The organism is Flavobacterium sp. 2755 (assembly GCF_031455715.1).
GTDB lineage: Bacteria > Bacteroidota > Bacteroidia > Flavobacteriales > Flavobacteriaceae > Flavobacterium.
This window is the reverse complement of record NZ_JAVDTG010000001.1, coordinates 254,074-280,476: the sequence shown is the minus strand read 5'-3', so window position 1 is coordinate 280,476 and position 26,403 is coordinate 254,074. Positions and strand designations below refer to the sequence as shown.

Sequence of the window (26,403 nt, the reverse complement as noted above, 5' to 3'; positions counted from 1 at the left end):
TATCATGAAAAATTCAATTTTATTAATAGCAATGCTATTGCTTACAACTATTACAGCTTCATCACAAACGAACAAAGCTAAAAACGAAAACACAATTGTAATCATCCACGGTGCATGGTCATCTTCAAATGATTGGCAGCACGTTTCAGAAGATTTAACTGCTGGTGGAAACTCCGTTATTTCTGTTAATCTTCCGGGACATGGAAGCGATAATACAGCAATCTCTACTATTAGCTTAAAACTTTATGTTGAAGATGTGAAAAAGGCAATTGGAAACAAACAAAATGTTGTACTTGTTGCGCATAGTTTTGGTGGAATTGTAGCAAGTCAGGTTGCAGAAGACATTGCGCCTCAGATAAAAAAGGTAGTTTACATTGCGGCTTACGTACCAAAAAATGGAGAAAGCTTATTGTCTCTTGCACAAACTGATGGAGAAAGTCACGTTGGAAAAAATCTTATTGTAGATGAGAAAGCAGGAATTGCAAGCATCAAAAAAGAAGGTATTGCTGATGTTTTCCTTGCAGATGCTCCAAAACAAGTTGCTGATTATGTAAGCAATAATTTAAAACCAGAGCCATTAGCTCCTTTAGCTACTCCGGTAACTTTGACTGAGGCTAAATTTGGAAAAATTAATAAAGTATTCGTTTACACTCTAAATGACCATACAATAGGTTATACGCTTCAGCAAAAAATGACTAAAGATGCAGGGATCGAAAGATTATATGCTCTTCCGTCAAGCCACACACCTTTTATCATGTTCCCGCACGTTTTGGCTCAAATCATTGCTGTAGAAACAAAGTAAATCTAAGTTTAAATTAAATAGCACAGATAAGAATCATTGTTAGTCAGTAAAAAACTTGAATTAAGCTTTCAGTGGCAAATAGTGGTTCTTATCTCAATTATAAATAATATCTAAAAACAAATGGAAACACAAGAAAATATTTTAGCATTGGGTGAATTCACTCATAAAACAGCACCAACAAAATCTATAAACGTAAATGGAGCCGATTTTACTTACCGCTCTTTTGGAAAGAAAGAAGGTATTCCGGTTATCTTTTTACAACACTTTACCGGAAACATGGACAATTGGGATCCTGAAGTTACAAATGCAATTGCCACTAATTATCCGGTAATATTATTTAACAACAGAGGTGTTGGTAGTTCAAACGGGACTACTCCTGAAAATGTATCGGATATGGCGAAAGATGCTGTAGATTTTATCCGTGCTTTGGGTTACAACAAAGTTAATATTTTAGGTTTTTCTCTTGGTGGTTTTATAGGGCAGGAGATAGCTGCAAATTATCCGGAACTGGTGAATAAACTTATATTGGCAGGCACAGGGTCGATAGGAGGAAAAGCGATTGCGCAACTGGAGTCGCATTTAGAAAACGCTTTTGTTGATGGACCAGACAGAGTATTAATTAATCTTTTTTTCAGCAAAACACCAAGCAGTATCAAAGCGGGTGAAGCTTTCTTAGAAAGATTATCTGAAAGAAAAGTAGACAGAGATTCACCAACAAGTCAGGACACAATTGCAAGTCAAGCTAAAGCGATTATCAACTACGGTTTATCTACAGATGAAGGTAACACACAGCTTAAAGCTATTAAACAGCCGGTGCTTATTGTTAATGGAAGTGAAGATACTATGGTTGATTCGATCAATTCTTATGTAATGCTTCAGAATATTCCGAATGCAAAACTTGTACTTTGGAGTGATTCAGGTCATGGCGGGATTTTTCAATATTCTAAAGATTTTTCTCAGGAGGTAAATTCATTCTTATTGAATTAAGATCAAATTGAAGTATATAATTTATAAATAAAAACCGGTTGCTGGGCTATTGTTTGAGATGATGGTAGAAGAAATGGCAGCAGTAATCGGTTTTAAAAAAACAATAAACGATTGGTTTATGCAATTGCAAAAAGAACATAAATTTTGTTATTCAATAAATATAATATTCCTGCTCATTTTTACGCTTCTGATCTTCATTCAAAGGCAAAAAAAGCTGACAGCCCAAAGGAGAAATCTGGAACTGGAAAAGCAAATTCATGAAATGAACAATGAAAGGGAACTGCTTCATAAAGAAATTGAATTGAGAAACAGGAAACTTTCTGCCAGAGCATTATATCTTTCGGGTAGAAATCAGCTTATTAATAATTTGATTATGTCTATAGAAAGTATACCAAAACTTTCGAAAATCTCCACTTTGGATATACATATTAAACATTTAAAAGATTATTTAAAAAGTGATAATGAATGGGAGACATTTGTTTTTCATTTTGAAGAAGTAAATCCCGGTTTTCTGGCAAGACTTCGAAAATTACATCCGGCATTAACCTCAAACGATATGCGTTATATTGCTTATATCTATATGAATTTAACGACTAAAGAGATTTCAAATTTGTTGAGTATAACAATATATGCAAGCAAAAAAAGAAAAGAGAGAATTATTTCGAAGATAAAACTTCCTAATGATATAACTTTATACTCTTATCTCTCAAATATTTAGAAAAAATGTCTCTCATTTGTCCCTTAATAGTGTCCTTTTTTTCAGGTGATTTGAGATTGTGTTTTATCTAATTATTAGGTAATTGATTATTTTTGACCTGCAACGGTCTTGTAAAGAAGCTGTTGAGTATAATATTAACTAAGAAACCAATGGACAAACAAGGATTAAAAAATTACATCATAAAAAATTTACCATTTCCAGACCGCACTTTAGATGAGGTGGTAGAGTTTTTTGAAGAAATTACTATTGAAAAAAATGAATTTTTTCTTAGAGAAGGAAAAATAAATGAGCATTATTTCTTTTTGCAGAGCGGTTTTATGAGAGCGTTTACGCATGATATTGATGGAAATGAAATCACTACAAATTTCTATCAAAAGGATAGTGTGGTATTTGAAGTGTCATCTTTTTATTTAAAAACCAAATCATCTGAGAATATACAAGCGGTTACAGATTGCAGAGGTTTTGCCATTAGTTATGATCAATTAAATTCATTGCTGCATACTGTTCCGGAGTTTAGGGCTTATGGGGTAAAAATGCTCGCTAAAGAATATATGATGTTTAAAAAACGTGCGCTGGAATTAATTAATCTTAGTGGTGAAGCCCGATATGAAAATCTTATTACGACCAATAAAGAAGTATTTCAATTTGCCCAGCTCAAACAAATCGCTTCTTACCTAAATGTTACCGATACATCATTAAGTAGAATTAGACGGGAATTTTCAAAAAAATAAACCATTTTTGTTACTCATTTAAAACAATTATTTCATGCTAAATATTGCAAGATTTTTTCTAATCACTTTTTTTTCTTTGGTGTCATTGTCTCTTTTTAGTCAGGAAAATGCAAAGGAGGAAATGATTAAAAAACCGCTTTTCTTCAGTACAAAACATACTATCGATATTAAAGGAAAGCCTTTAAATTTTACCGCAATAGCAGATGAAATATTTCTTAAAAATGATGAGAATAAAATTATAGCCAGTGTATTTAGTTTTTCTTATATAAAACAAAATAAAAATAAAGAAAACAGACCTGTCATTTTTGTATTCAATGGCGGTCCGGGATCGTCCTCTATTTGGCTGCATCTAAGCAGTATTGCACCGTGGAAAGTAAAATTAACTCCGGAAATTAATTCTTCGAACATACCTCCATTTGGATTAGAAAATAATACAGATTGTCTGCTTGATGTAGCAGATTTAGTTTTTATAGATCCTGTCGGAACTGGTTTTAGCCGTATTATTTCTCCCGGTACGCCGCAAGATTTTTATGGTGTAGATCAGGATGCTGAATCAATGGCGCAGTTTATAGAAAAGTGGTTAAATAAGAATAACAGATGGAATTCTCCAAAGTTTCTTATTGGAGAAAGCTATGGAAGTCAACGCGTTTCAGTTCTTCCCAGAGCACTTATGGGCGGAGTAACGTATTCTGGTGTAATGAGAGGCATTACATTAAACGGTATTATTATGCTGGGAACTACATTGGAATCGCCTTTAAAAAAGTTAACAACAGATGCAAAATTAGAAAGAGCAGTATCATTACTTCCTACTTTAGCAAAAACTGCCTGGTATTATAATAAAATAGATAAAACTGTATCTTACGGAGAGTTTAAAAAAGAAGTTTCAGCATTTGCAGAAAAAGAGTATTTGAATGCACTTTTACTAGACAATCAGCAAAAACTGTCGGTAACAGAAAGGAGTGTTATAATTGACAAACTTTGTAAGTACACAGGATTGTCAAAAGATTTTTTTTCATCAACACTTGAAATAGCTCCCAAAGTTTTCGCAGACAGCCTTTTGTCGAAAGAAAATCTACAAATTGGATTATACGATACAAGATACAATCTTCCGCTGGAGCATTCTGGTAATGATCCGGTTGCAGACGATCCGGCAATGGGAAGATACGTTCCCGGATATACAGCTGCATTTAGAGAATTGTTGACTTCAAAATTAGACATTGATATCCAAGATCCGTATAAAACTATTGATTGGAAAAATATTTCATTTCAATGGCAATGGGCACGAAAAGAAACCAAAGAAGGTCCTGATTTTACCGACGATTTGAATGTTGTTTTACGCAGAACTCCAAATTTAAAAGTATTTATAGCGTGCGGAAGTTATGATTTAGCTACTCCGGTAGGTTATGCTAAAAAAACGACCGAAAAAGCAAACTTTGCAGCAGACAGAGTTATTTTTAAAGAATACGAATCGGGTCATATGTTGTATTTAGGAAATACCGGAAAATTATTTAGCGATGATTTACGATCGTTTATTTTAAGTTGCTCAAAATAAATATTCATTTCGTAAAAAAAATAAAAGCTGCCAAGAGGCAGCTTTTATTGAAAATGAATTTGGGGCAAAATTCAATAATGGGTCAAAATATTTTATTGTAAAAAATAAATTCACCGTCTTTTACGCTTTCCTTAAGAATCGATACCGTTTCCGCAGAAAGCAAACCACATAATTCCATACGTTTTACATTCCAGTTTATATTGTACTTATTCATCAGCGGTTGTATTTTTTGCAGATGTTCTAAAAATGCGTTTTCATTTGCATACGCTTCGATAATCAAACAATCAAAACTATTTTCTTGATAATAAGTTTCGTGTGTTAGTACATTACCAGGTTCTTCTGATGCAACAATACTTTTTACTTCAGAAACCATTTGTCGAAATTTATCCCAATTATGAGGTTTAATTGAAACTGAGGCGTGAAGCCTTATTATGGATAATTTTGACATGATTATGGTTTTACTATAATTTTCCCAACCGTATTTTTTGACTGGATAGCGGTATGGGCTTTGTCCATATCTTCTAAAGGAAAAATCTGAGAAATATGAGTTTTAACTGCACCTGAACCAAGCAGCTTTGCAATAGCCTGCATATCCTCAAAATAGTTTTCTTCGGGATAACGAACATTTACTCTTATTACCTCAACATTCTTTTCTGCTTTTGCTTTTTCTATGAATTCTGCGTCAGGATAAACAATAAGACTTAATAATTTTCCTCCCGGTTTCAACGCTTTAAGTGATCGCTCGATATGATTGACATCGTCACCCCAAACTGCATCATGAACGATATCGGCATCAGTTATGATTTCTTCAAAATTTTGAGTTTTATAGTCAATAAATTCGTCAGCACCTAATCCTAAAACAAAATCTCTGTTTGCTTCAGAAGCTACTGCAATAACATGAGCACCAAAATGTTTGGCAAACTGAATGGCATAATGTCCAACACCACCAGATGCTCCATGAATAATAACTTTGTCTCCTTTTTTAACTTTTCCGTGGTCTACCACAGAAACCCATGCCGTAAGCGCCGCCATTGTTGCTCCGGCTGCTTCTTCAAACGAAATATTGGATGGTTTCAGGATCATTTCTTTTTCGGGTGCGGCGACAAATTCAGCGTAAGCATTTGCCTGACCAATAAATTTAAAATTTCCAAAAACCTCATCTCCAACGCTTAATCTTGTTACAGATTTCCCAACCTGAGTTACAATTCCGGCTACATCCCAGCCAAGGATAATATTTTCTTCTGTTCCTTTGTATTGATATACCCAGTCAAGGGCTTCTTTTGTTCTTCTTACGAAGGCATCTACAGGATTTACTCCAATTGCTTTTACTTGTACGAGAACTTCATCTTCCTGAATGGATGGTATAGGGATTTCTGTAAGGATAAGATTTTCGGGCGCACCGATTTCTTTTAATACTATTGCTTTCATTTTATTATATTTTTATGAAGCAAAGGTATAAGTGACTGTTCTGTAGAACTTTGCTGTAAAAGTCGTTTTTACTTTGTTGTACAAGTCAAATTAAAATCTACTACAACTGGTTTTTTAGTGAAGTAGGAGCGTACCCGAAATGCTTTTTAAATACAAAAGAAAAGTGGGATAAGTTTTCAAATCCGGTTTCTAAGTATACATCAACAGGTTTTCGTTTTTTCTCAGCAAGTTGGTAATGTGCTAATTCCAGGCGTTTCTGCATCAACCATTCTCTGGGAGTAGTTTTAAAAGCTCTTTTGAAATCACGATTAAAAGTAGAAAGACTTCTTCCGGTAAGATACCCAAATTTTTCCATCGGCATATTAAACATGAAATGCTTTTCCATGAAATCGGGCAGATTAATTTTTCCCGGTATGGAAAAATCTGCTAAAAGGTTATCGATTTCAGGATCAATAGAACGAATAATCGTAATCGCTTCGTCAATTTTCATAAGATCCAACTTGTCCGGCAGTTCTTCCGTAAGATCAAAATAAGGTTTTAAAGATGCGAAGAAGCTGTCTAAAAGAGGATGTTTGCTAAATAACCTTGTTTTAAGAATAGGGCTTTGGGTAATTTTAAAGGTGTTTTTAGTATAATATTGTTCCAGATGATTGGTTGTCAGCGTTAAAACTATTGCTTTATAAGGCCTTCCGTCTTTTGGCCTTTTTATTACAGAGGATAACTGATTTCGCGGAAAGAGCATTGTTTGATCAGCTCCAAAAGTATATGATTTATCAGATTGTACAACTAGCATTTCGCCCGAAATTATATGCACAAAAGAGTGGAAATCAAGCATGATTTCATCCTTGAAAAGATTTTCTTCTGTCACCATATGGACAAATTTGGCATATTTATTACTTTGCTGTTGTGCCATCTTAAATTGAAATTAATCGTAGAAACGTAAAGATACTATTTTGAACTTTTATAAGGAAACAAATATAGACTGATAAAAAAGTTCAAACTTTGTTAGGCGTGTCAAATTTTGTTTGTTGAAAAGAACAATTACTAAAAGAATATTAATGTTCATTCCAATTAATTTGTATTTAAGATGAAAATAAAAATGACAGTTTTAAATTACATATTGATACATTTCTTAGATTTGTATAACCACTCAAAAACTTTTAATCATGCCGGTAATTGAACAATCAGAATATAATTTTCCTTCTATTATTCATCGCAACAGGCACGTTTCGACTATTTATGCTGCGTTGTTTAAAAAGTTTGATGTTCCAGGATACACAAGAGAAAAACTGGAGTTGAAGGACGGAGATTTTATCAACATTGATTTTATTATAAATGATCCAAAAAAAGCAGTAATCCTGTGTCATGGCTTAGAAGGAGATTCCCGAAGAACTTACAATAACAGCTGTGCGGCTTATTTTCAGCAGAAAGGTTTTTCTGTTTTCGCATGGAATAATCGTACCTGCGGAGGAGAAATGAACCGTTTGCCGAGATTGTACCACCACGGTGCAGTTGATGATCTGGATGAGGTAGTTCAGTTTGTTTTGCGAAAAGGCTTCGAAGATGTTTATATGATTGGATATTCAATGGGAGGTGTTCAGCTTCTGAATTATTTTGGATGGACAAAAATTGATAAGCGTATAAAAGCAGGAGTTTCTATTTCTGTGCCAACACATATTGCAACAAGTGCTGAGATTCTTAAACAAGGCTTTAACAGAGTTTATTTAAAGAATTTTACAATTGATATTAAGAAAAAGCTAAAATATAAAGCGGCTCAATTTCCTGATTTTATAAACCGTGATCAAATTGATAAAATATCTTCTTTTGATGAGGTTGATCAGTATTTTACAGCACCGCTGCATGGTTTTGCAAGCCGTGACGATTATTATCAGCAGGTTTCTCCTGAATTTTCCCTTAAAAATATTACTACTCCGGTTTTAATTATTAATTCTTTGGATGATCCTTTTTTAGGTGAAAGATGTTATCCAAGAGCAATAGCGCAAGAAAGCGAATATGTTTATCTGGAAACGCCAAAATATGGGGGACACTGTGCTTTTCCACTGCGTGATTCAACCTATTCTTATGCAGAGAAAAGAGCTTATAAGTTTTTTAAATCCTGTAATGCTGCGGAGAATATTAAAACGGAATATTAGTAATTTCTTTTTTGGGTCATTTCCAGTAAGTTTTCCATACTATCCGGAATTATATACAATAACAAATTGTCTGAAGTTGTTGGAAGTCCTTCATAGGAAACGGCACCTAAATAATGCTCGGCAAAATCAAAACTATACACCTGCCAGTTTAGGGTATTTTTCACTAGTTTAAACTCTAAATTGTGCTGTCCGTCTGTGCAGGGGATATATTTAAAATCTTCATCAATTCCTTTTCCCAATGCTTTTACAAAAGCTTCTTTGCGTGTCCATAACGTATAAAAAGTAGTTTTTTTATCATCAGCATTCTGAATTAGTAACCTTTCGTGATCATCAAAGATATCCGGAAGAAGGTTTGTGAATTTAAAATCGTTAGATAAAAATTCAATATCCAGCCCCACTTTTTTATGTGAAACCGCTATCGCCGCATAATCTTCCGAATGCGAGATATTGAAGTGCAGCCACGGGTGTGAGGCTAGATATGGTTTTTTATTAAAGTCATAATCAAGATGAATATTTTTTATATCGGATTTAGTGTAAGCTCCTAAAATAAGTTTTAAAATCGATCTGTATATAATGAATCGGTCCCGGTCAATTTCCTTATAAAAGCGTTTTGCTTTTTTGAGTTCAGGAGAATTTAGAAACTGCGATAAATTAGTTTTAAGTTCAATGAATCCGGGCAGATAAATACTATAAATGATTATATCATTAGTATCTAAAGAATATTCTTTACCAGAAACCAATGTAACGCCCTTTATATCCGAAAAAGAGATAAAGAGCTTAGATGTTTTCATTTTTTTCATCTAAGATGTCTTGAAGTAGTCTCGCTAAAAATATATCATTTGGCGGAGCTACAATGTCTAAATGATTCCCAGAGATATTATGAATGGTTACGCCCCCAAGCGCAGCTTTTTTCCAGCCAAGATGCGTTGGGTCAAGTCTGTAATTAATGTCATCTTTAGATCGAAATAAATCTACTTCAAAGTTTTGCGGTTTAAGATGATAACGATCCACAATTTTCTTAACCATGCTGTCAGCTTCTATAAATTCCTTAAGCGCCAGTGCTTCTTGTTCGGTCATTTCATCCTTTTTACCAAAATGTCTTTTCAGGATATATTCTTTTTTTCCGTTAATACGCATTTTAAAGGCTTTCCAGCTCAATAGCATTTCTTTTAAAAAATCTAATCTTCTATGCGTAATATCGAAGTATCTAACGAGTTGTTTACGTCTGTAACTTCCATAATAATAAGAAGAGTCAACATACGAATCCAGTAATGCCGTTAAGCTTACTTTTCGTCCTTGTTCCTTTAATTGACGCGTCATTTCGAAAGCCACAATTCCGCCAAAAGAAAAACCAGCCAAAGCATAAGGTCCTTTTGGATTTACTTTTATAATAGCATCAATATAATGCGCAGCCATAGCTTCAATTGATTCGTACCAACCATCAAAACCTTTAGGTTTAATACCCTGAATGGCATAAATAGGCTGATCTTCATCAAAGTGTTTACTCAAATTAATAAAATTTAAAACATTAAGTCCTGCTCCGTGAATGATAAAAAGTGGCACTTTATTTCCGCTTGGGCTTATTGGAACTAAACAATCAGAATAAATTTCGGTACCCGTATTCAGCAGTTTTGCAAATTTCTCGACAGTAGAATATTTAAATAATGCTGATAGCGGAATTCGTTTACCGGTATATTTCTCTATTTCAATCATGACTTTTACTCCCTTAATAGAATGCCCGCCCATTTCGAAGAAATCACTGAAAATATCGATATTCTCTAAACCAAGACTTTCTTTCCAAATAGCAGCGACAATACTTTCTTCTTCTGTGCGAGGAGCAGTATATTCAATTATTTTGCTTGTTTTATATTGAGATAATGCTTTACGATCTATTTTGCCGTTTAGCGTTGTTGGTATTTTATCTAATAAATTAAAATCATGCGGCATTAATTGTGCAGGCAGGCGTGCAGCCAAAGTTTCGCGCCATAAAGGAATTTGAGTTTCGGCACTTTCTATACTGGATTCTGGTACAACATGAGCTATAAGAAAGTTTTCATTAGCCAATACAACAGCATATTTTATACCGTCAAGCTGCAGCAATGCGTGTTCTACCTCACCGGGTTCAATACGCTGCCCTCTAATTTTAACTTGTTGATCCAGACGCCCTAAACATTCTATTTCATTGGTTGGAAGTAATCGTCCTAAATCACCTGTACGATAAATGATGTCGTTTTTATTAGCAGAAAAACTGTTTTTAATAAATTTTTCTAATGTAAGTTCAGGTCTGTTCCAATAGCCTTTTGCAACACCATCACCCCCAATGGCAATTTCACCAATTTTCCCTGGAGCCACAAGCTGTCCTTGTTCATCAATGATATAAAGCTGCGTATTGGCAATAGGCTTACCAATAGTTATTAAAGTATCATCAGCTTTTACCTGTTTTACAGCCGAATATATCGTGGTTTCCGTTGGTCCATAAACATTCCACAGCGTATTACATTTCCTTGTAAGTTCTCTGGCAAGATCTGCAGGCATTGCTTCACCGCCGCATAAAGCTTTAAGTGGTAAAGGTTCATCCCAGCCAGAATCCAAAAGCATCGACCACGTTGTAGGAGTCGCTTGCAGAAAACTGATATTTCCCTTTTTTACCAACTCGAGTAAAAGTCGGCCATCTCTGGCTGTTTCCTGATCAGCCAGTATTAAAGTTGCACCTTTAAGGAGTGGTAAATACAGTTCCAGACCCGCAATGTCAAAAGAGATAGTAGTAATTGACAGCAATCTGTCGTTTTCACTAATACCGGGTTCTAAAGCCATACTGCAAAGTAAATTAACTAAGTTTTTATTAGTAATAGGAACACCTTTTGGATTTCCCGTTGATCCGGATGTGTAAAGTATATAAGCCATACTATCAGGGCTCACAACAAAAGAAAGCGGTGATGCATCATAATGATTTAATGATTCCATAGCATCTTCTATAAAAAGAGTAATCGGCCATGATGGCAAGGATGCAAATAATGTTTTGCTGGTCAACAAAACTTTTGCTCCAGAATCATTCAGCATAAATTCTAAACGACCTTTTGGATATTCAGGATCGAGGGGAAGATAAGCCGCACCACACTGCATTATGGCTAACAAGGTATAAAGCAGTTCCGGACTGCGTGAAACAGAAACAGCAATAATATCTCCAGACTGAACGCCTTGTGCTTTTAAATAATGGGCTAATTGATTTACTTTTTGGTGTAACTCCTGATAAGTAGTTTTTGTTTCATGAAATTCTAAAGCTATGTTGTTTGGCGTAAGTTCGGCTTGTTTTTTTAATAACTCGGTTAAGGAAACATCCGGATAAGATACTTCAGTATTATTCAGAGCTTCATAATCAGCTAAATAATGACTTCCAAGGATTTCTGATAAAGGCTTATCTGCATCAGATATTAATTTATGGATGATATTTTCAAAGGTTTGCATCATTTGATTGATCGTTTCCGGCTTGAATAAAGTAGTATTATAAGACCATTGAAATATTGGTCCTTTTTTGGTTCTAAAAATATGAAGCTGAATTTCAAAAGTTGCATATTCTCTCGGGTTAACCTTAAATTCATGGGAAAGTCCCGCAAATGAAAAATCGCTTTCTATATCCCGATTCATATCGACTGTTAATACAGCTGGCACCAAAGGAATTCTGGAAGAATCTCTGGCAATAGCCAAACTTTTAAGAAGATGACCAAAACTTACCTGCTGATGTTCGTAGGCATCAAATAACTGTGAATTTCTTTGTTTTAAGTATTCTAAGAAAGTAACATCGGAATTAATTTTACTGCGTAAAGGAAGCAGGTTTGCACAATCCCCAATCAATTGTTTCATGCCATATAATGTATTTCCCGATGAAGGAAACCCAACAACTAAATCATTCTGCCCGGTAATTTTGCATAAAAAAACTTCAAATGCGGCAAGTAAAGTGGTAACTAAACTGCAGTTAACACTTATGCCTATATTTTTTAAGGAATCGGTCATGGTATTATCAAAAGGAAAATCAATACGATTGCTATTATAAGTTCGCAAAGAAGGTCTTGGGTAATCCAGCGGTAATTCGATTGTAGGAGTCGATTCTTTATAAATAGTAAGCCAAAAATTTTCCTGCTGTTTGTGTTCATTCGTTTCCATAAAGGAATTCGCTTTTTCGGCATATTCACTAAAGCGTTCCGGATTTGGAAGGTTTGGTTTTTTGTTTTCTACAGAGGCAAAATAAAGAATACCAAGTTCTTCTAATATGATATCGACGCTCAGTCCGTCTCCAACAATATGATGAATGGTTAAAGTTACCAGATATTCAAATTCGTCGATTTTAACCAAATTAACTTTGAATAATGGGCCGTTAACAAGATCAAAAAGTGCATTTACTTCTTCTTTAACTAAAGCTTCTATCGAAAGTTCTTTTTCAGCTGTATTTAGGTCTGAAAAATTATTATGTGAAATTTTAAAATCAATATCGCTGTAAATACACATATAGTGTCCGTCTGGACTAAAAACGGCTCTCAAGCATTCATGACGCTGCACTAAAGTTTTTATGGCCTGTTCAAATGTGTCTATTATTAAGTTGCCTTTAAATTTAATAGAAACAGACAGGTTGTACGCCTTATTAGCATCACTGCCTCCAAAAATACAATCTGACCATATTTCCTGCTGTGAATTTGTGGTTTGAATTACTCTTTCAATTTCAGGTAAAAACGGATTAAATTGAACTTCAGTTTCAGTTTTTATTTGAGATTTATTTTTCATTGTTATCATAATTCTATTTTTAAAAGTAATTGCACAGTTTTTTAAATTGACAATCTGAATTATTAATTATGTTTATCTGACTCTAATAACATCGTTTTATTAAATTTCCCTTTGTGTACAGGATCTTCAATAAACCATGCCGGATTTCCGTTTTCGTCCCGCCCTAATTTACTGCCATGAATAGGAGGTTCGTTTGCCATTATGGTATATTTCTTTTCTTCAGAATTAGTTTCAAGAAAGAGCTGTCCGTTTATTTTGGAAAGGTCAAAAGCTTTTTCTTTTTTATGAACGCCATTCGATCCGTTTGTACCGACTCGATTTTCAGGATTAAATGTAAGGGCATCAAAATGTTTTACTTTTAAATTGACGAATGAAGTACTTCCGTTTGCAGATGAACTTTGAAAACCTTGCAATTGATCTACTTTTTGACTCAAAAGCTGAATTTGCTGGATAATTTGTTCCAATGAAGTTTGATTGTGATTTACTGATAATGGAGCTTCATTTGTTAAAACAGAAGGCTGAACAGTTTGGTTAGAAACAATTTCGGTCTCTTTAATTTCAGCTTCACTTTCTTCAGGAAAATTTAAATCAATATAATCTGCCAAAAGCAATGGAGTAGGATATCCTTCATTGAGTTGTCTAAAAGTGATAGGCAGATCAAATTCTTTTTTCAGTCTTCCTGATAATTGAGTGAGCGATAAAGAATCCAATCCTAATTCTAAGAAAGTATTGGAAGCCGAATCAGGATCATAAGTTATGCCCGAAGCTTCTCTTATAATTTCTGAAATTCTAACTGATATAGATTCCTTTCTTGATTCTTTTGATGCAGAAGAAATGCTTTCAGTTTCTACTGAAATGTTCGTAACTATTTCAGAAACTGTACTTTTTTGAACTATGGTTTCAATAACATTTAATGGCTCAATCCAGCATGGTTTTCGATCAAAAACATAACCCGGTAATTCTATTTTTTGTCTTTGCTGTTCGTTGTAGAAAGATTTCCAATCAGGACTTATTCCTTTGGACCATAATTCACCAACAGTATTTAATAAAGTCGAATATTCATTATCGTGTTCTTCTTTAGGAAAATTGATGCTGGAAAAAACAGGTATAACTTTACCAGCCGCCTGCTGACGTGCCAGTGTAATAAGGGTTTGACCCGGACCAACTTCTAATAGAATATAATCTTCTAATTCAAATGCCGTATCCATTGCATCGGCAAAGCGTACTGTATTTTTTAAATGGCTAACCCAATAAGTTGGACTTGTGGCTTCTGTATCTGTAAGCCAGGTTCCAGTTGCTGTTGAAATAATAGGAAGCCTCGGAATACTTAATTTTATTTTTTCTATTTCATCTTTAAAAGAATCTAAAATAGGTTCCATCATAAAAGAGTGAAAAGCATGACTTGTAAGAAGCAGTTTGTTTGGAATATCCTGGGCATCAAGTGCCTGATTAAATAAGGCAATATCTTCTTTCGTACCCGAAGCCACACAAAACTGACTTGAATTTATGGCTGCTACAGAAAGTGTATCAGGAATCAATTCGTATAATTTTTCTACCGGAACACGTACCGCTAACATTGATCCGCCGGGAAGTTCGCTTATCAATTTTCCTCTAATGGCAACGATATGTAAAGCATCTTTTAAACTCATAATTCCAGCTAAATGTGCTGCTGCAAATTCGCCAATACTATGACCGCAAAGAAAAGTGGGTTTAATTCCCCAACTCATCCATAACTGAGCTAGTGCATATTCTGTAACAAATAAACTAGGCTGCGTTAAGCGGGTATCTTTTAAGCGTGCTTCGGCCTCAGGAGAATTCGTTTTCGGATAAAGAATTTCGCGGATATCTAATTTTAAATCTTCCATTAATAATGCTGCACATTTGTCTACGGCTTCACGATATACTTTTTCGTTATCATAAAGCGTTTTTCCCATTTGCAGATACTGAGCGCCTTGTCCCGGAAACAGAAATCCCATTTCACTAGGAACACTTTTTAATATGGAAGATTTAGTACTTTTTGCTTTTAAGGAAATTAATTTTTCGACTGCATCATCTGAAGAATTTGTTACCAAAAAGCTGCGTTGGTTAAAATCATCTCTCGTAATATTCAACGAATAAGCAATGTCTGCTAAAGGAATGTTTCTTGATTTATCAATAAAATGACCCAATGCGTTTTCATAACCTAACAAACTGTTTTGGCTTTTTGCAGACCACATTAATAATTGAAGCGGACGTCCAGCTGAAGAAGGCAAAGGCTCTGCAGTATATTCTTCGACGATGGCATGAACATTTGTGCTGCCAATTCCAAAAGAACTTACACCCGCTCTTCGTACGCTGTCAGATTTCCATTCAATTAATTTATTATTGATGTAAAAAGGACTGTTCGCAAAATCTATATTTGGATTTGGTTCATTAAAATTAACCATTGGCGGAATCTGCTTGTGACGCATGGCTAATAATACTTTCATTAAACCCGCAACTCCGGCAGCCGCTGTGGTATGTCCCATATTACTTTTTATAGAACCTAAAGCGCAATAATTGTTTTTTTCCTGTTTGCCATAGGCTATTTTAAGTCCTTCAATTTCTATTGGATCTCCCACGGGAGTTGCGGTTCCGTGCGCTTCCATATAACTGATTGATGAAGGGGGTATTTGGGCATCGTTAAAAGCATTTATAATTGCTCCGGCCTGACCTCGCGGACTTGGCGCCATAAAACTGCCTTTGTCACCGCCGTCATTATTTACGCCAACGCCTTTAATGACGCCGTATATAATATCGCCATCTTTTTCTGCTTCTTCCAGTCTTTTTAGCACAACAACTCCGGCGCCGTCACTAAAAACTGTACCTTTTCCAGATGCATCAAATGATCTTGTCGATCCGTCAGGGCTTTTGATAAATCCGTCATCATAAAGATGTCCGCTATTTATAGGACAAGTTACGCTGGATCCTCCTGCAAGCGCTATATCGCACATGCCGGTTCTTATGGCTTTTACAGCTTCGGCTACAGCCAATAATGAAGTAGAGCAGGCAGAATGCACGCTAACCGAAGGCCCTTTTAGATTTAAATGATAAGAAGTACGCGGCGCAATAAAGTCTTTTCCGTTTACAGTATAAATTTGTAATTCGCCTACAGAACTTTTTAGCTCTTTGTTGTTGAATATATTATTTTCATAATACGTATTGATTTCACTTCCAGAATATACGGCGATGCTTCCTTTATAATGTTTTGGAAGATGTCCTGCTTGTTCCAAAGCTTCAAACGAAATTTCCATAAACACACGTATTTGTGGATCCATAGCGGCGGCAAGCTGCGGATTTAGTCCGAAGAAATGAGCGTCGAATGTTTTAGCCGAAGGTAAAATTCCTCTTGCGCCTATATAAAATGGATCTTTACGAAGACTTTCGGGCAAACTTGGATCTAATTCTTCTTTAGTAAATAAAGAAATGGTTTCTTTTCCCTCTTTTAGATTTTCCCATAATTCTTCTGTAGTATCAGAACCCGGAAATCTTCCGGCCATTCCGATTACGGCAATATCTCCGTTAGAGTTTTGTTTGTCTGTTTGTTTAAAGGCAAATGAATCTTCTTTGGTATTGTTTTCTTCTAAAGTACTGGCAAGTTCTCTAATGGTAGGATGAATATAGATTTTTGAAACAGAGATATCCAGTTCTAATTGCTGTCTCATTAACGACGTTACTTTTTGTGCCAATACGGAACTTCCGCCCATATCAAAAAAATCATCATCGATACCAATACTTGCTATTTGCAATTCTTCGCTCCAAATTTTTACAATGTCTTTTTCTAATTGCGTATTCGGTTTCTTGAAAGGCGGTGCAGAATCAGGTCTGTTATGTTCAGGAACAGGAAGGTTTTTTTTATCCACTTTTCCATTTGGTGTAATCGGAAATTCGTCTACCCAAATGTATTTAGACGGTAATAATATTTCGGGCAACACTTTTGAAAGTGCTTCATGAATGGGTTTTTCATCTTGTAATTCAGTACCAGATTTTAAATAAGCCACGAGTTTATCTTCATTACCAAAATAATTACTAACGATTACGGCAGATTGTTTTATTTCAGGAATACTATTTAATGCGGCTTCAATTTCGCCTAATTCAATGCGATGCCCTCTTATTTTTACCTGATGATCGATACGGCCTAAACATTGAAATTCTCCATTTGGCAGTAATTTTCCCAAGTCTCCGGTGCGATACAAAATAGCATTTGGTTCTGTAGAAAACGGATCTGGAATAAATTTTTCGGCAGTAAGTTCGGGACGATTCCAGTACCCTTTTGCGACTCCGTCTCCGCCAATTACGATTTCTCCAATTGTTCCGGGTTCAACGGCTTTTCTTTCTTCGTCTAATAAATAAATTTGTGTATTCGCAATTGGAAAACCAATTGTTATTAGTTCATCATCTGCCTGAATTTGTTTTACTGCCGACCAAATCGTTGTTTCTGTCGGCCCATACATATTCCAAAGTGAATCGCATTTTGAAGTTAATTGACGAGCTAAGTTTAAAGGCATAGCTTCTCCGCCGCATAAGGCTTTTAAATGTAACGGTGTTTCCCATCCGGAATCAAGCAATGACTGCCATGTGGTAGGTGTGGCTTGTAATATGGTAATTTCTTTTTTCTGTAAAAGATCAAGTAAAAGATGACCGTCACGAGTCGTTTCATAATCGGCAAAAACTACTGCTGCACCTTTAATTAGCGGCAGAAATAATTCAAGACCTGCAATATCAAAAGAAATTGTGGTGATGGATAATAATCTGTCTTCAATATGTATACCCGGTTCAATTGTCATACTGAACAGGAAGTTTATTAGATTTTTATGCGTAACAGTTACGCCTTTAGGTTTTCCGGTAGATCCGGAAGTGTACATTATATACGCCGCCGTATCGTAAGAAACAGAAGTTGAAACAGGTACTGATGGATATTGATCGAGTGCAGCTAAAATGTCTTCAATTACAATAGTTTTGGAATAATTAGGCAGCGAAGCGACAAGTGATTTTGTAGTAAGTAAAAAACCAGCCCCGGAATCTTCAAGCATAAATTCTAAACGTGCCGCCGGAAATTTTGGATCTAATGGTAAATAGGCAGCTCCGCACTGTAAAATAGCTAAAAGTGAAGCCACTAAATTAGGAGTTCGCTCCATTGATACAGCAACAATTTGTCCGGAAGATAAACCCTGCGCCAAAAAATAATTCGCCAGCTGGTTGGTCATTTTTACTAATGCTTCATAGGTAACCTGTTCTTCTCCAGATTCAAGCGCTGTTGAATTTGAAGATAAAGCAGCCTGTTCTGCAAAAATCTCCGGTAACGTATTTTTAGGATACGCCATTTTGGTCCAACTTCTATTGTTGGCTAAATCATTGTTGTTAGCTCTTTTCATTTTAATGGTATTAAAATTAAAGTGGAACAAATAATAAGATTCAATTAATGGGAAACTAAAGAAAAACGCGACTTACATCCGGGGTTACAGCTCATTATAAAAATGACTGCATTTTTTATTTACAATGGTCTGCTTTGTTAATAAATAAATGAGAGGTTATAAGTAGTTTTTAATCATTGATTTGGCATTTATTGAAATTATAATTATGTCCTAGTAATCAATATGTTAATCAAAAAAAGTAATTTTTTTTTACTAATACTTGCATTTTCTGTATAAAGCCATTATTCTCGATGAATTGCATATTTTGAATTATTTGGGACATTTTTTTAAAATTGACCTTCACTTTTAAATGAATTTTAGGTCAGCAGTTTTTTTATCAAAAAATGGGAACTTTTTTTGAGATAAAATTACAGTCAAAATTATCTTCGGACATATTTTTAAAAGTCAATAATTCCTTATTCAGACCATTTTTTCCTTTGTAAGGAAAAACTTTATTTTGGTACTTGTTTGTAGTAGAAAAATATTTAGCTTTGTTGTTTGTAAATATCTTGTATTCAATAAGATAACTGTTAATTTAATATGGATTTTTTTATAAATGCACCCCATAATTAAAGATTAAATAAAAAGGATTTAGTGATATAATTTAGTCAAATAAATTGCCGTTGTAATTAAGTATCAACCAGTTTATACTAGCGTTAAATATTTAATTTTTAGAACTATTATTTAAGTTATATCGGCAGCTATTTTTTTAAAATAATCGTAGTAATTTATAGAAAAACATTTTTTTGATGTAGGTAAATAGTCATTAAAATACTACATTTTGTGTAGTTTATCGGAAATAAAATTCGTTATATCGATTTTATTTTGCTATTAAATATTTTTGCAGCATAAATTATAAGGCTTATAGAACTGTGAAGTATTTAAATATAAAAAACCTAAACCTACTCATAATTATGATGGCGTTTATCCCTTTTAAAGGGCTTAGCCAAACGCAGGCAAATGACACGATGGAAACTATAATTCCATCCGGGAGCAACGCAACCGGAAGTTCAGGTTCTGTAACATATTCAATAGGACAAGTATTCTATACCTACATTGGAACAGGTTATAACGTAGCACAGGGAATACAACAGCAAGAATCAGATGAAACTCTGGATAATCCGGAAGTTGAGGTGCCTGTAGTATCCATATTAGTTTTCCCAAATCCGGCAGCAGATTTTGTTAATGTAAGCATGAAAGCACCCGAGTTAGAAAGTAAAGACCGATCGTATAGACTTTATGACATTCAGGGCAGACTATTAAAACAAAACAAAATTAATCAAACTGAAACTCAGGTTAATTTAAATAACCTGACACCTTCTCTTTATATACTTGTGGTATATGTAGACGGCAAAATTTTGGAATCATTTAAAATATTAAAAAAATAAAGAATAAGACAATGAAATCTGCGCTTACCATACTATTATTATTTGTGACTGTTACGCTTAAGTTATATGCACAATCACCAGAAAAAATGAGTTATCAGGCTATTATTCGATCACAGAATAATGACTTGGTTGCGAACTCGCGAATAAGCCTGAGAGTTATTGTACATCAAGGCAGTGCAGCGGGAACTATTGTGTATCAGGAAACACATTCTGCGACTACCAATAACAATGGTTTGGTTTCCCTTGAAATAGGAACAGGAAATATTACTACAGGTACTTTTAGTGCAATTGCATGGGAAAAAGGCCCATACTTTATAGAGACACAAGTTGATGTAAGCGGAGGAGCTAATTATAACATTATGGGAACTACACAGCTTTTGAGTGTTCCTTATGCATTACATGCAAAAACAGCTGAAAGACTAGTAGGTACAGCTACTACAACGCCAAGAGCGGCAATTATTCCGTTTACCTCTTCCAGAAACATTACTACTACAGATGTAAATAATACAATAGAATGTACCGCAACATCTACATTAACATTAACCTCTAATTTTACGAGTATGCTAACAGGTGATACTATTAATTTAGAAGCTCATAATGGTGCGGTATTAACCATTCAGGCATCTTCTGGAGTAACAATAAACTATACGGCAAGCGGAAGTGCAAAGTTTACAAGCGCTGCCGGGAACGTAAGATTTGGATTTCTTAGAAAAACAGGCGCAAATTCCTATATTATATCGGGACAATGAAAAAGTTACTATTTTTTTTACTCTTTTCAACAGCAGTTTTTTCACAAAACTATCAATATGCTCTTGAAGAAGCTCCGGTTACCGTACCGGAACCACCAACAGGCGTAAACAATCAAATAGAAGAAATTAAATATTTTGAAGCTCATTTACTGCCGCTTGCGCAAAAAGGAACGCTTCAGGCTGCTTTAGATCAATACGGTTCTGTACGTTTAGAAAAAGGTGATTATTCTGGAGTAGATCTTGTGATGAAGAGTAATCAAAGATTATATGGACATCCAACATTATCTAAAGTATCGAATATTAAAATCGCCGCCGGAAGTACCAATGTACATATTGAGCAACTTTCATTTGTAGACCGTACGGTTACTTTTGAACTGGGCGCGCCTATAACAAATTGCGTTCTTAAAACTTTAAGATACGTTTACATCAATGGAAGCGGAGCACAATTAGTTAATAATGAGCTGATCAATATTGGCGGACAAATTAAGTTTGACTGCAGTGCATCAGGTTATTTCAGAAATAATAAGATTATCAAACATCAGGCGCAGTCTATTTCCAATCAATTAATAATGAAAGGAAATACCACAACGCCAAGTTATGGAAACGTAAATCTGCATTCTAATTACTTAACTCCTGCGGGCGATGCAACAGATATCGCCGGATTACAATCGGCTACTTTTGTTGGGGTTGACAGTGAAGGATGGAACTTAAACGGACAGGGAACAAAAGCAATGTTTACGGCTAAAAATATGGGTAATTTAAAGATTACTGATTTTGGAGGCGGAAATGCTTATTCTGCAGTTCAAACAGGATCTTATGATATTGATGCTCAAAATGTATTCTTCTTAAATAAATACCTGCGTACGTCAAACGATATAATATCGGCAAGAACCAATATGTTTTTAATTGATGGAGAAGGAGCATACAAAAGAGGAAGCGGAACTGTAACAGGTTTTGATTTACTTGGGAATTTAGACAAAAGCAATGCCATAAAATATAACGGAACAGAGCAAACCAGCACGATTACAAATACAGCAGTTGTATCTGCTATCAGCAATACTATTTTAGGTACAAAATATACACCTTGGGCAAGAACTGCCTGGGAAACACTGCCAGATCCGCTGGGACCAAACTGGAAAACAGAAAGAACCGGAAAAGCAGATCAAAGAGCGTATATTCAAAATCTTATTGATACAAAAGGAATTGCAGAATTGCCAGAAGGAATATTCTATATAGGTGGTACTTTAAATGTTCATCTTGACGGAAATCACGGTATAATAGGAAAAGGAACCGGAAAAACAGTAATTGTAGGTTTAAAAGATGATTTCCCTTTAATTACATTAGACACAGGAACTGATACTAATTTTGTTCTAGCCTATTTAACACTGCAAGGCGGGAGCACAGGTATATATGCAGGTAAAAGAAATGGTGTGGGAATTGGTCAGATTGCTTATGCAAATTTAAGGTTTATTACTTTTAGAGATCAGACTAACGGAATTCATCTGTATCAAATTATGGGGCTTGATAATAACTTTTTTGAATATTTAGGTTTTGTAAATTGTACCAGAGGTTTTTTCCAGGAACCGTTATTACCATACGCAGGAGATTATAACACATCGAGTTATGTTGACAAAACCATGTATTACAAAAGTCAGTTTATAAATTGTACTACGGCAATGTCAATGAAGGCAACCCGACCAAATAACTTAAATGCCTGGGTAGACTGTAAGTTCGACAGAGGTCAGACTGCTTTAGACATGGGAGCACAAAATTATCCTGTAATTGCCAATTGTGATTTTAGTAATTATACCGGAGCAAGCGTAATTAACAGTAACTCTATTTCGATATACAGTTCTAACTTTTTCAATAACACTTCATCAGCAGCAACTTTAAATGCTATGATTACTTATATTGAAGGATGTAAATTCTCAGACAGTTCTAATATGTTTGCGCCTGTAGTGTACAATTCGACTTTTCATTACATTTTAAATTCAACAGTTGCAGGAAATGTAGTAGTTGCAAAACCGTCGAACTTATATTATGATTCGTCTGCGATTTATGTGAACTCTACATTATCAGCAAATCCTACATTAAGTAAATTATTAGTAAATGTAAAAGTAGGCGTGCCGACAGTAATAATTAATACAACACCAAATCCGTATCCGCAGTTTTTGGTGACGCAATAAAAAAACAGAAATAAAATACAATTAGAGGTTCAGATTATTTAATCTGAACCTTTTTTTATTCTTCAATTTCTGATTAACAGGAATATTTTTTAATTACTTCGAAAAACATCAAAATCTTATTATAAATCTTACATAATCAAGGTTTTAAAGCGGCTGATAATGCTGGTTTAAGTAATTTTTAAAGAAGTTTTTCAGCCATTTTTACCTCAATATGATAGCTGTAAAAGGCTGCAAATTGTATTTTATCGGATTTTAAAATCCGTTGAACAGATTTATTATTATAAACTGAAAACAATATATATTTTTAACCACGAATTAAAAAGAATACTAAATAAAAACAGTCATTTAGCTTTATTCTTTATTAATAATTAAACAGTTATTGTAAAATAGTAATTTTTTTACAAAGTATAGTGAAAAACAAATTATCAACCTATTGTATTTTTTAAGATACAATAGTAATCTCAAAATAAGGATTATTTATATTTTTTGTTTTATGAAATACAGTGTATACGAAAATATTAGAAAAATAAGAGAATTAAAAAATCTAACCAGAGAATATGTGGCGGCCGAACTAAAAATGAGTACCAGTGGTTATGGCAAAATTGAAAGAGGTGATGTTGATTTGACAGTGTCTAAATTAATTGAAATTTCAAAAGTTTTAGAAGTCTCAATTGAGTTCATATTTAAATTCGATGTTTCGATTTTTTTTAATGATACAACCAGATAAAATATCTGGAAAATAGAAAAGAAGCTTAAATAGATAAAATAAATAATTAAAAATGAAGGTTATGGAAAATTACTACTTAAGAATAAAAGAGTATCGGTTGCAAAATAATCATACTCCTGAATATGTTGCTATTCAGATGGAAATAAGTGTAAAAAAATATGAAAAAATTGAAAATGGAATGATTGATCTAAAGTTGTCAAAACTGGATAAACTGGTTAAAATTTTAGGAATCAAAAAAAGTGAAATTTTCAGATTGAGCAATTAATATTTTTTTGAAAAAGAAGAGTTCCTATAAGAACTCTATTTTTATTTAGGTTTTACTTATGTTTTACTTTTAAAACATACCCCAAAGATTCTAAAATTAAAACATAATGCGTTTTTGTAATGTCTTTTATTACGGCATTCTGATCACAAAAAGGCCCGGAATTCAAATGTATTTTATCTCCTATTTGGTACTGCATAACTGATATTTCTTTAGCAGTATCACCACAATTAAGCCATTCTTTTATCGTCTCGATTTCCTGGTCTTTTACAATTGCATGTCTTCCCAACCAAAATAAATAACGAACTACACCGGGAGAATAAAACACCATATTTCTATCTTTTTCTGGTATTTGCACAAAGATGTAGTTGTTAAATAACGGCACTTCTACCTTTATTTTTCTGTCAGATCTTTGCTGTGTTTTTTTAATCAGAGGGCAGTAACAATTAATGTTATACTTTGTTAATTGTTCTGCTGCTCTTTTTTCCCATTTGGGTTTTGTATAGACTACATACCACTTCATAATTCTTAATTTATTTATAGTAATTGTAAATCAGTTTAAAGTAAGGTAAGCTGTATTGGTATTTATATTTTTCTGAAAAAGTTCTTCCTTAAAAACTGTTAATAATCGCTAAAAGATTAATGTGTTTTGAAGCACTGTTTCAGTATAAATATAGGATGTAAATTTAATTCTGAGGAGCGAAAATTATTTACGGTTTTCATGCTAATTTTTCCTTATTTAGGACATTTAGTTACAAAAAAGTAATTTCTTATAAGCTTCATTATCATAATTTTATCTTAAATTATTGTTGTATTCAGATTGAAATTATGGATTTTAATTTTCTGTTTTCCATAACAGGATTTAATCTTTTTAAAACAGTCAAAAAACACAATTTTTTTAGATTTTATACCCTTAATTTTTTCTTTTTTGAGTAGTACGAATTGTAACTATTCACGGGGAACCCATTTTTTAAATTTTAAAAAATAGCGCCGAAACCCCAGTAAACAGGTTCACAATATTTTTCACAAATCATTACTCCATTCATAAACTGATTATTTAATTTAAAACGTTAAAAAGATGAAAATTGGAATAACCTTTAGCGCCTTTGACTTGCTACATGCGGGACACGTAAAAATGCTTGAAGAAGCGAAACAAAATTGTGATTATTTAATTGTTGGCCTGCAGACTGACCCAACGTTAGACCGTCCAACAAAAAATAAACCAACGCAGACTGTTGTCGAAAGATACATACAGTTAAAAGCGTGTAAATTTGTTGATGAAATTGTTCCTTATGCAACAGAGCAGGATTTAGAAGATATTTTGAAATCTTTTACAATTGATATGCGTGTGTTAGGAGATGAATATAAAGAGAAAGACTTTACCGGAAGAGCTTATTGCGAAGAAAAAGGAATCGAGTTGTATTTTAATACCAGAGACCATCGTTTTTCGAGTACGAATCTTCGTCATGAAGTATATCAAAAAGAAATTTTAATACATTCTAATGGCAATTAGCACTACAATTACTCATGTAGTTTTAACCGGCGGAATTGGCAGCAGATTATGGCCTCTTTCCAGAAAAACACTTCCAAAACAATATCTTGAACTTTTTGACGGACAATCACTTTTTGAAAAAACAGTGGCTCGTAACGAAAATGTTTCAACAAAAATGATAGTTGTTGGAAATATTGAAAACTACAAAATGACGAATGCGATTATGTCAAAACTAAATAAGCATTTTACTCATATTGTAGAAGCCGTCCCCCGCAATACAGCCGCAGCAATTGCCTTTGCCGCATTTGCATCAAAACCAGACGATATTTTATTGATAACCCCCTCAGACCATATTATAGATGGCAGCGATTTATACAATAACGCTTTATGGCACGCCATTGTATTAGCCAATCAGGATTATTTGGTAACCTTTGGTATAGAACCAACTAAACCGGAAACAGGTTACGGTTATATCGAATTTGAGGATGAAAATGTAATCGCATTTCATGAAAAACCTGATTTTGAAACGGCGATGACGTATCTTAAAAAGAAAAATTATTTCTGGAACAGCGGACTTTTTTGTTTCAAAGCCGGAAAGTTTTTATCTGAACTCGAAAAACAGGAACCCGAAGTTTTTAAAGCTTCAAAAATAGCCTGGGAAAACAATACAAATGGCTTTTTGAACTACGAATTGTCGATAAAAATTCCGTCTATAAGCATTGATTATGCGGTTATGGAACGAAGTAAAGACATTAAAGTGGTTCCCGCTCATTTTGGCTGGTCTGATTTAGGTTCTTTCGAATCGGTTTATGATTATTTGGTTCAAAAAGGACATCCCATTGATGCCAACAGAAATATTGTTATAGGAACTTCATTGCATACCACTTTTATCGGCGTTAAAAATTGCATTTTGATTTACACCGCCGATGCTTTGATGGTTTTGCAAAAAGAAAATTCTCAGGAAGTAAAACAAGTTTATCAGCAGTTAGAATCGATTGCTTCTCCGCTGCTGTAAAATAA

General features: G+C 34.2%; 20 protein-coding genes. 13 read left to right on the top strand and 7 right to left on the bottom strand.

Annotated elements, in window-relative coordinates:
- Window positions 1-4 precede the first annotated feature (4 nt).
- The 5 genes from J2Y38_RS01075 (at window position 5) to J2Y38_RS01055 (ending at window position 4,790) form a co-directional block, all read left to right on the top strand.
- Window positions 5-802: an alpha/beta fold hydrolase gene (locus tag J2Y38_RS01075; protein ID WP_309838767.1), complete on the top strand. Its 798-nt coding sequence runs from the start codon at window positions 5-7 to the stop codon at window positions 800-802.
- Between the two features lie 120 nt (window positions 803-922).
- Window positions 923-1,789 (top strand): alpha/beta hydrolase, encoded by an 867-nt coding sequence (locus J2Y38_RS01070; RefSeq protein ID WP_309838764.1) that lies wholly within the window; start codon window positions 923-925, stop codon window positions 1,787-1,789.
- 262 nt (window positions 1,790-2,051) lie between these two features.
- On the top strand, window positions 2,052-2,507 hold the full coding sequence (locus J2Y38_RS01065) for a hypothetical protein (protein WP_309838762.1): 456 nt from the start codon (window positions 2,052-2,054) through the stop codon (window positions 2,505-2,507).
- A gap of 149 nt (window positions 2,508-2,656) precedes the next feature.
- Window positions 2,657-3,238, top strand: a complete 582-nt coding sequence (locus J2Y38_RS01060; RefSeq protein WP_309838760.1) for a Crp/Fnr family transcriptional regulator — start codon at window positions 2,657-2,659, stop codon at window positions 3,236-3,238.
- Window positions 3,239-3,272: 34 nt separating this feature from the next.
- Entirely contained in the window at window positions 3,273-4,790 is a 1,518-nt protein-coding gene (locus J2Y38_RS01055) for a S10 family serine carboxypeptidase-like protein (protein ID WP_309838758.1), read from the top strand.
- 82 nt (window positions 4,791-4,872) lie between these two features.
- On the opposite strand, the gene J2Y38_RS01050 is transcribed toward J2Y38_RS01055, so the two are convergent.
- The 3 genes from J2Y38_RS01050 to J2Y38_RS01040 form a co-directional block, all read right to left on the bottom strand.
- Window positions 4,873-5,238, bottom strand: coding sequence for an antibiotic biosynthesis monooxygenase (locus J2Y38_RS01050; protein ID WP_309838756.1), 366 nt, complete (start codon window positions 5,236-5,238; stop codon window positions 4,873-4,875).
- A 2-nt stretch (window positions 5,239-5,240) separates the two neighbouring features.
- Window positions 5,241-6,218 (bottom strand): NADP-dependent oxidoreductase, encoded by a 978-nt coding sequence (locus J2Y38_RS01045; RefSeq protein ID WP_309838754.1) that lies wholly within the window; start codon window positions 6,216-6,218, stop codon window positions 5,241-5,243.
- Between the two features lie 100 nt (window positions 6,219-6,318).
- Entirely contained in the window at window positions 6,319-7,131 is an 813-nt protein-coding gene (locus J2Y38_RS01040) for a helix-turn-helix domain-containing protein (RefSeq protein ID WP_309838751.1), read from the bottom strand.
- 253 nt (window positions 7,132-7,384) lie between these two features.
- Between J2Y38_RS01040 and J2Y38_RS01035 the strand changes: the two genes are divergently transcribed.
- Entirely contained in the window at window positions 7,385-8,371 is a 987-nt protein-coding gene (locus J2Y38_RS01035; protein ID WP_309838749.1) for an alpha/beta fold hydrolase, read from the top strand.
- Here J2Y38_RS01035 and J2Y38_RS01030 read toward each other — a convergent pair.
- From J2Y38_RS01030 to J2Y38_RS01020, 3 genes are read right to left on the bottom strand one after another with little or no spacing between them, the layout of a single operon-like run.
- Entirely contained in the window at window positions 8,368-9,162 is a 795-nt protein-coding gene (locus J2Y38_RS01030; protein WP_309838747.1) for a 4'-phosphopantetheinyl transferase superfamily protein, read from the bottom strand. The two genes, J2Y38_RS01035 and J2Y38_RS01030, sit on opposite strands and share 4 nt — an antisense overlap.
- The gene (locus J2Y38_RS01025; protein WP_309838745.1) at window positions 9,149-13,156 is read right to left on the bottom strand and encodes an amino acid adenylation domain-containing protein; all 4,008 of its coding nucleotides are present in this window, start codon (window positions 13,154-13,156) and stop codon (window positions 9,149-9,151) included. The genes J2Y38_RS01030 and J2Y38_RS01025 overlap by 14 nt, the downstream gene beginning before the upstream one ends.
- Before the next feature lie 53 nt (window positions 13,157-13,209).
- Window positions 13,210-18,540 carry a polyketide synthase gene (locus J2Y38_RS01020; RefSeq protein ID WP_309838743.1) on the bottom strand — a complete coding sequence of 1,777 codons (5,331 nt, stop codon included), beginning with the start codon at window positions 18,538-18,540 and terminating at the stop codon, window positions 13,210-13,212.
- Between the two features lie 953 nt (window positions 18,541-19,493).
- On the opposite strand from J2Y38_RS01020, the gene J2Y38_RS01015 reads away from it, so the two are divergent.
- The 5 genes from J2Y38_RS01015 (at window position 19,494) to J2Y38_RS00995 (ending at window position 23,894) form a co-directional block, all read left to right on the top strand.
- The gene (locus J2Y38_RS01015; RefSeq protein ID WP_309838741.1) at window positions 19,494-19,967 is read left to right on the top strand and encodes a T9SS type A sorting domain-containing protein; all 474 of its coding nucleotides are present in this window, start codon (window positions 19,494-19,496) and stop codon (window positions 19,965-19,967) included.
- Between the two features lie 11 nt (window positions 19,968-19,978).
- Window positions 19,979-20,716 carry a hypothetical protein gene (locus J2Y38_RS01010; protein ID WP_309838739.1) on the top strand — a complete coding sequence of 246 codons (738 nt, stop codon included), beginning with the start codon at window positions 19,979-19,981 and terminating at the stop codon, window positions 20,714-20,716.
- Window positions 20,713-22,902, top strand: a complete 2,190-nt coding sequence (locus J2Y38_RS01005; RefSeq protein WP_309838737.1) for a hypothetical protein — start codon at window positions 20,713-20,715, stop codon at window positions 22,900-22,902. The genes J2Y38_RS01010 and J2Y38_RS01005 overlap by 4 nt, the downstream gene beginning before the upstream one ends.
- A gap of 493 nt (window positions 22,903-23,395) precedes the next feature.
- Entirely contained in the window at window positions 23,396-23,629 is a 234-nt protein-coding gene (locus tag J2Y38_RS01000; protein ID WP_256635470.1) for a helix-turn-helix transcriptional regulator, read from the top strand.
- Window positions 23,630-23,690: 61 nt separating this feature from the next.
- A complete protein-coding gene (locus J2Y38_RS00995; RefSeq protein WP_053470230.1) occupies window positions 23,691-23,894 on the top strand; it encodes a helix-turn-helix transcriptional regulator in 204 nt (67 codons plus the stop codon).
- A 52-nt stretch (window positions 23,895-23,946) separates the two neighbouring features.
- Here J2Y38_RS00995 and J2Y38_RS00990 read toward each other — a convergent pair whose 3' ends face one another.
- The gene (locus J2Y38_RS00990) at window positions 23,947-24,414 is read right to left on the bottom strand and encodes a UpxY family transcription antiterminator (RefSeq protein ID WP_053470229.1); all 468 of its coding nucleotides are present in this window, start codon (window positions 24,412-24,414) and stop codon (window positions 23,947-23,949) included.
- A 555-nt stretch (window positions 24,415-24,969) separates the two neighbouring features.
- Here J2Y38_RS00990 and J2Y38_RS00985 point away from each other — a divergent pair.
- Both J2Y38_RS00985 and J2Y38_RS00980 read left to right on the top strand, forming a co-directional pair.
- A complete protein-coding gene (locus tag J2Y38_RS00985; protein ID WP_073485088.1) occupies window positions 24,970-25,404 on the top strand; it encodes an adenylyltransferase/cytidyltransferase family protein in 435 nt (144 codons plus the stop codon).
- Window positions 25,394-26,398: a mannose-1-phosphate guanylyltransferase gene (locus J2Y38_RS00980; protein ID WP_309838731.1), complete on the top strand. Its 1,005-nt coding sequence runs from the start codon at window positions 25,394-25,396 to the stop codon at window positions 26,396-26,398. The genes J2Y38_RS00985 and J2Y38_RS00980 overlap by 11 nt, the downstream gene beginning before the upstream one ends.
- Window positions 26,399-26,403 lie beyond the last annotated feature (5 nt).

Bases quoted from the DNA above. Each gene is read 5' to 3' on its own strand.
- J2Y38_RS01055 (WP_309838758.1), top strand. From the start codon at position 3,273: ATGCTAAATATTGCAAGATTTTTTCTAATCACTTTTTTTTCTTTGGTG.
- J2Y38_RS01000 (WP_256635470.1), top strand. From the start codon at position 23,396: ATGAAATACAGTGTATACGAAAATATTAGAAAAATAAGAGAATTAAAA.
- J2Y38_RS01030 (WP_309838747.1), bottom strand. From the start codon at position 9,162: ATGAAAACATCTAAGCTCTTTATCTCTTTTTCGGATATAAAGGGCGTT.
- J2Y38_RS01020 (WP_309838743.1), bottom strand. From the start codon at position 18,540: ATGAAAAGAGCTAACAACAATGATTTAGCCAACAATAGAAGTTGGACC.
- J2Y38_RS00980 (WP_309838731.1), top strand. From the start codon at position 25,394: ATGGCAATTAGCACTACAATTACTCATGTAGTTTTAACCGGCGGAATT.
- J2Y38_RS01010 (WP_309838739.1), top strand. From the start codon at position 19,979: ATGAAATCTGCGCTTACCATACTATTATTATTTGTGACTGTTACGCTT.
- J2Y38_RS01035 (WP_309838749.1), top strand. From the start codon at position 7,385: ATGCCGGTAATTGAACAATCAGAATATAATTTTCCTTCTATTATTCAT.
- J2Y38_RS00995 (WP_053470230.1), top strand. From the start codon at position 23,691: ATGGAAAATTACTACTTAAGAATAAAAGAGTATCGGTTGCAAAATAAT.
- J2Y38_RS01045 (WP_309838754.1), bottom strand. From the start codon at position 6,218: ATGAAAGCAATAGTATTAAAAGAAATCGGTGCGCCCGAAAATCTTATC.
- J2Y38_RS01070 (WP_309838764.1), top strand. From the start codon at position 923: ATGGAAACACAAGAAAATATTTTAGCATTGGGTGAATTCACTCATAAA.
- J2Y38_RS01065 (WP_309838762.1), top strand. From the start codon at position 2,052: ATGAACAATGAAAGGGAACTGCTTCATAAAGAAATTGAATTGAGAAAC.
- J2Y38_RS01025 (WP_309838745.1), bottom strand. From the start codon at position 13,156: ATGATAACAATGAAAAATAAATCTCAAATAAAAACTGAAACTGAAGTT.
- J2Y38_RS01040 (WP_309838751.1), bottom strand. From the start codon at position 7,131: ATGGCACAACAGCAAAGTAATAAATATGCCAAATTTGTCCATATGGTG.
- J2Y38_RS01075 (WP_309838767.1), top strand. From the start codon at position 5: ATGAAAAATTCAATTTTATTAATAGCAATGCTATTGCTTACAACTATT.
- J2Y38_RS01005 (WP_309838737.1), top strand. From the start codon at position 20,713: ATGAAAAAGTTACTATTTTTTTTACTCTTTTCAACAGCAGTTTTTTCA.
- J2Y38_RS01050 (WP_309838756.1), bottom strand. From the start codon at position 5,238: ATGTCAAAATTATCCATAATAAGGCTTCACGCCTCAGTTTCAATTAAA.
- J2Y38_RS01060 (WP_309838760.1), top strand. From the start codon at position 2,657: ATGGACAAACAAGGATTAAAAAATTACATCATAAAAAATTTACCATTT.
- J2Y38_RS01015 (WP_309838741.1), top strand. From the start codon at position 19,494: ATGATGGCGTTTATCCCTTTTAAAGGGCTTAGCCAAACGCAGGCAAAT.
- J2Y38_RS00985 (WP_073485088.1), top strand. From the start codon at position 24,970: ATGAAAATTGGAATAACCTTTAGCGCCTTTGACTTGCTACATGCGGGA.
- J2Y38_RS00990 (WP_053470229.1), bottom strand. From the start codon at position 24,414: ATGAAGTGGTATGTAGTCTATACAAAACCCAAATGGGAAAAAAGAGCA.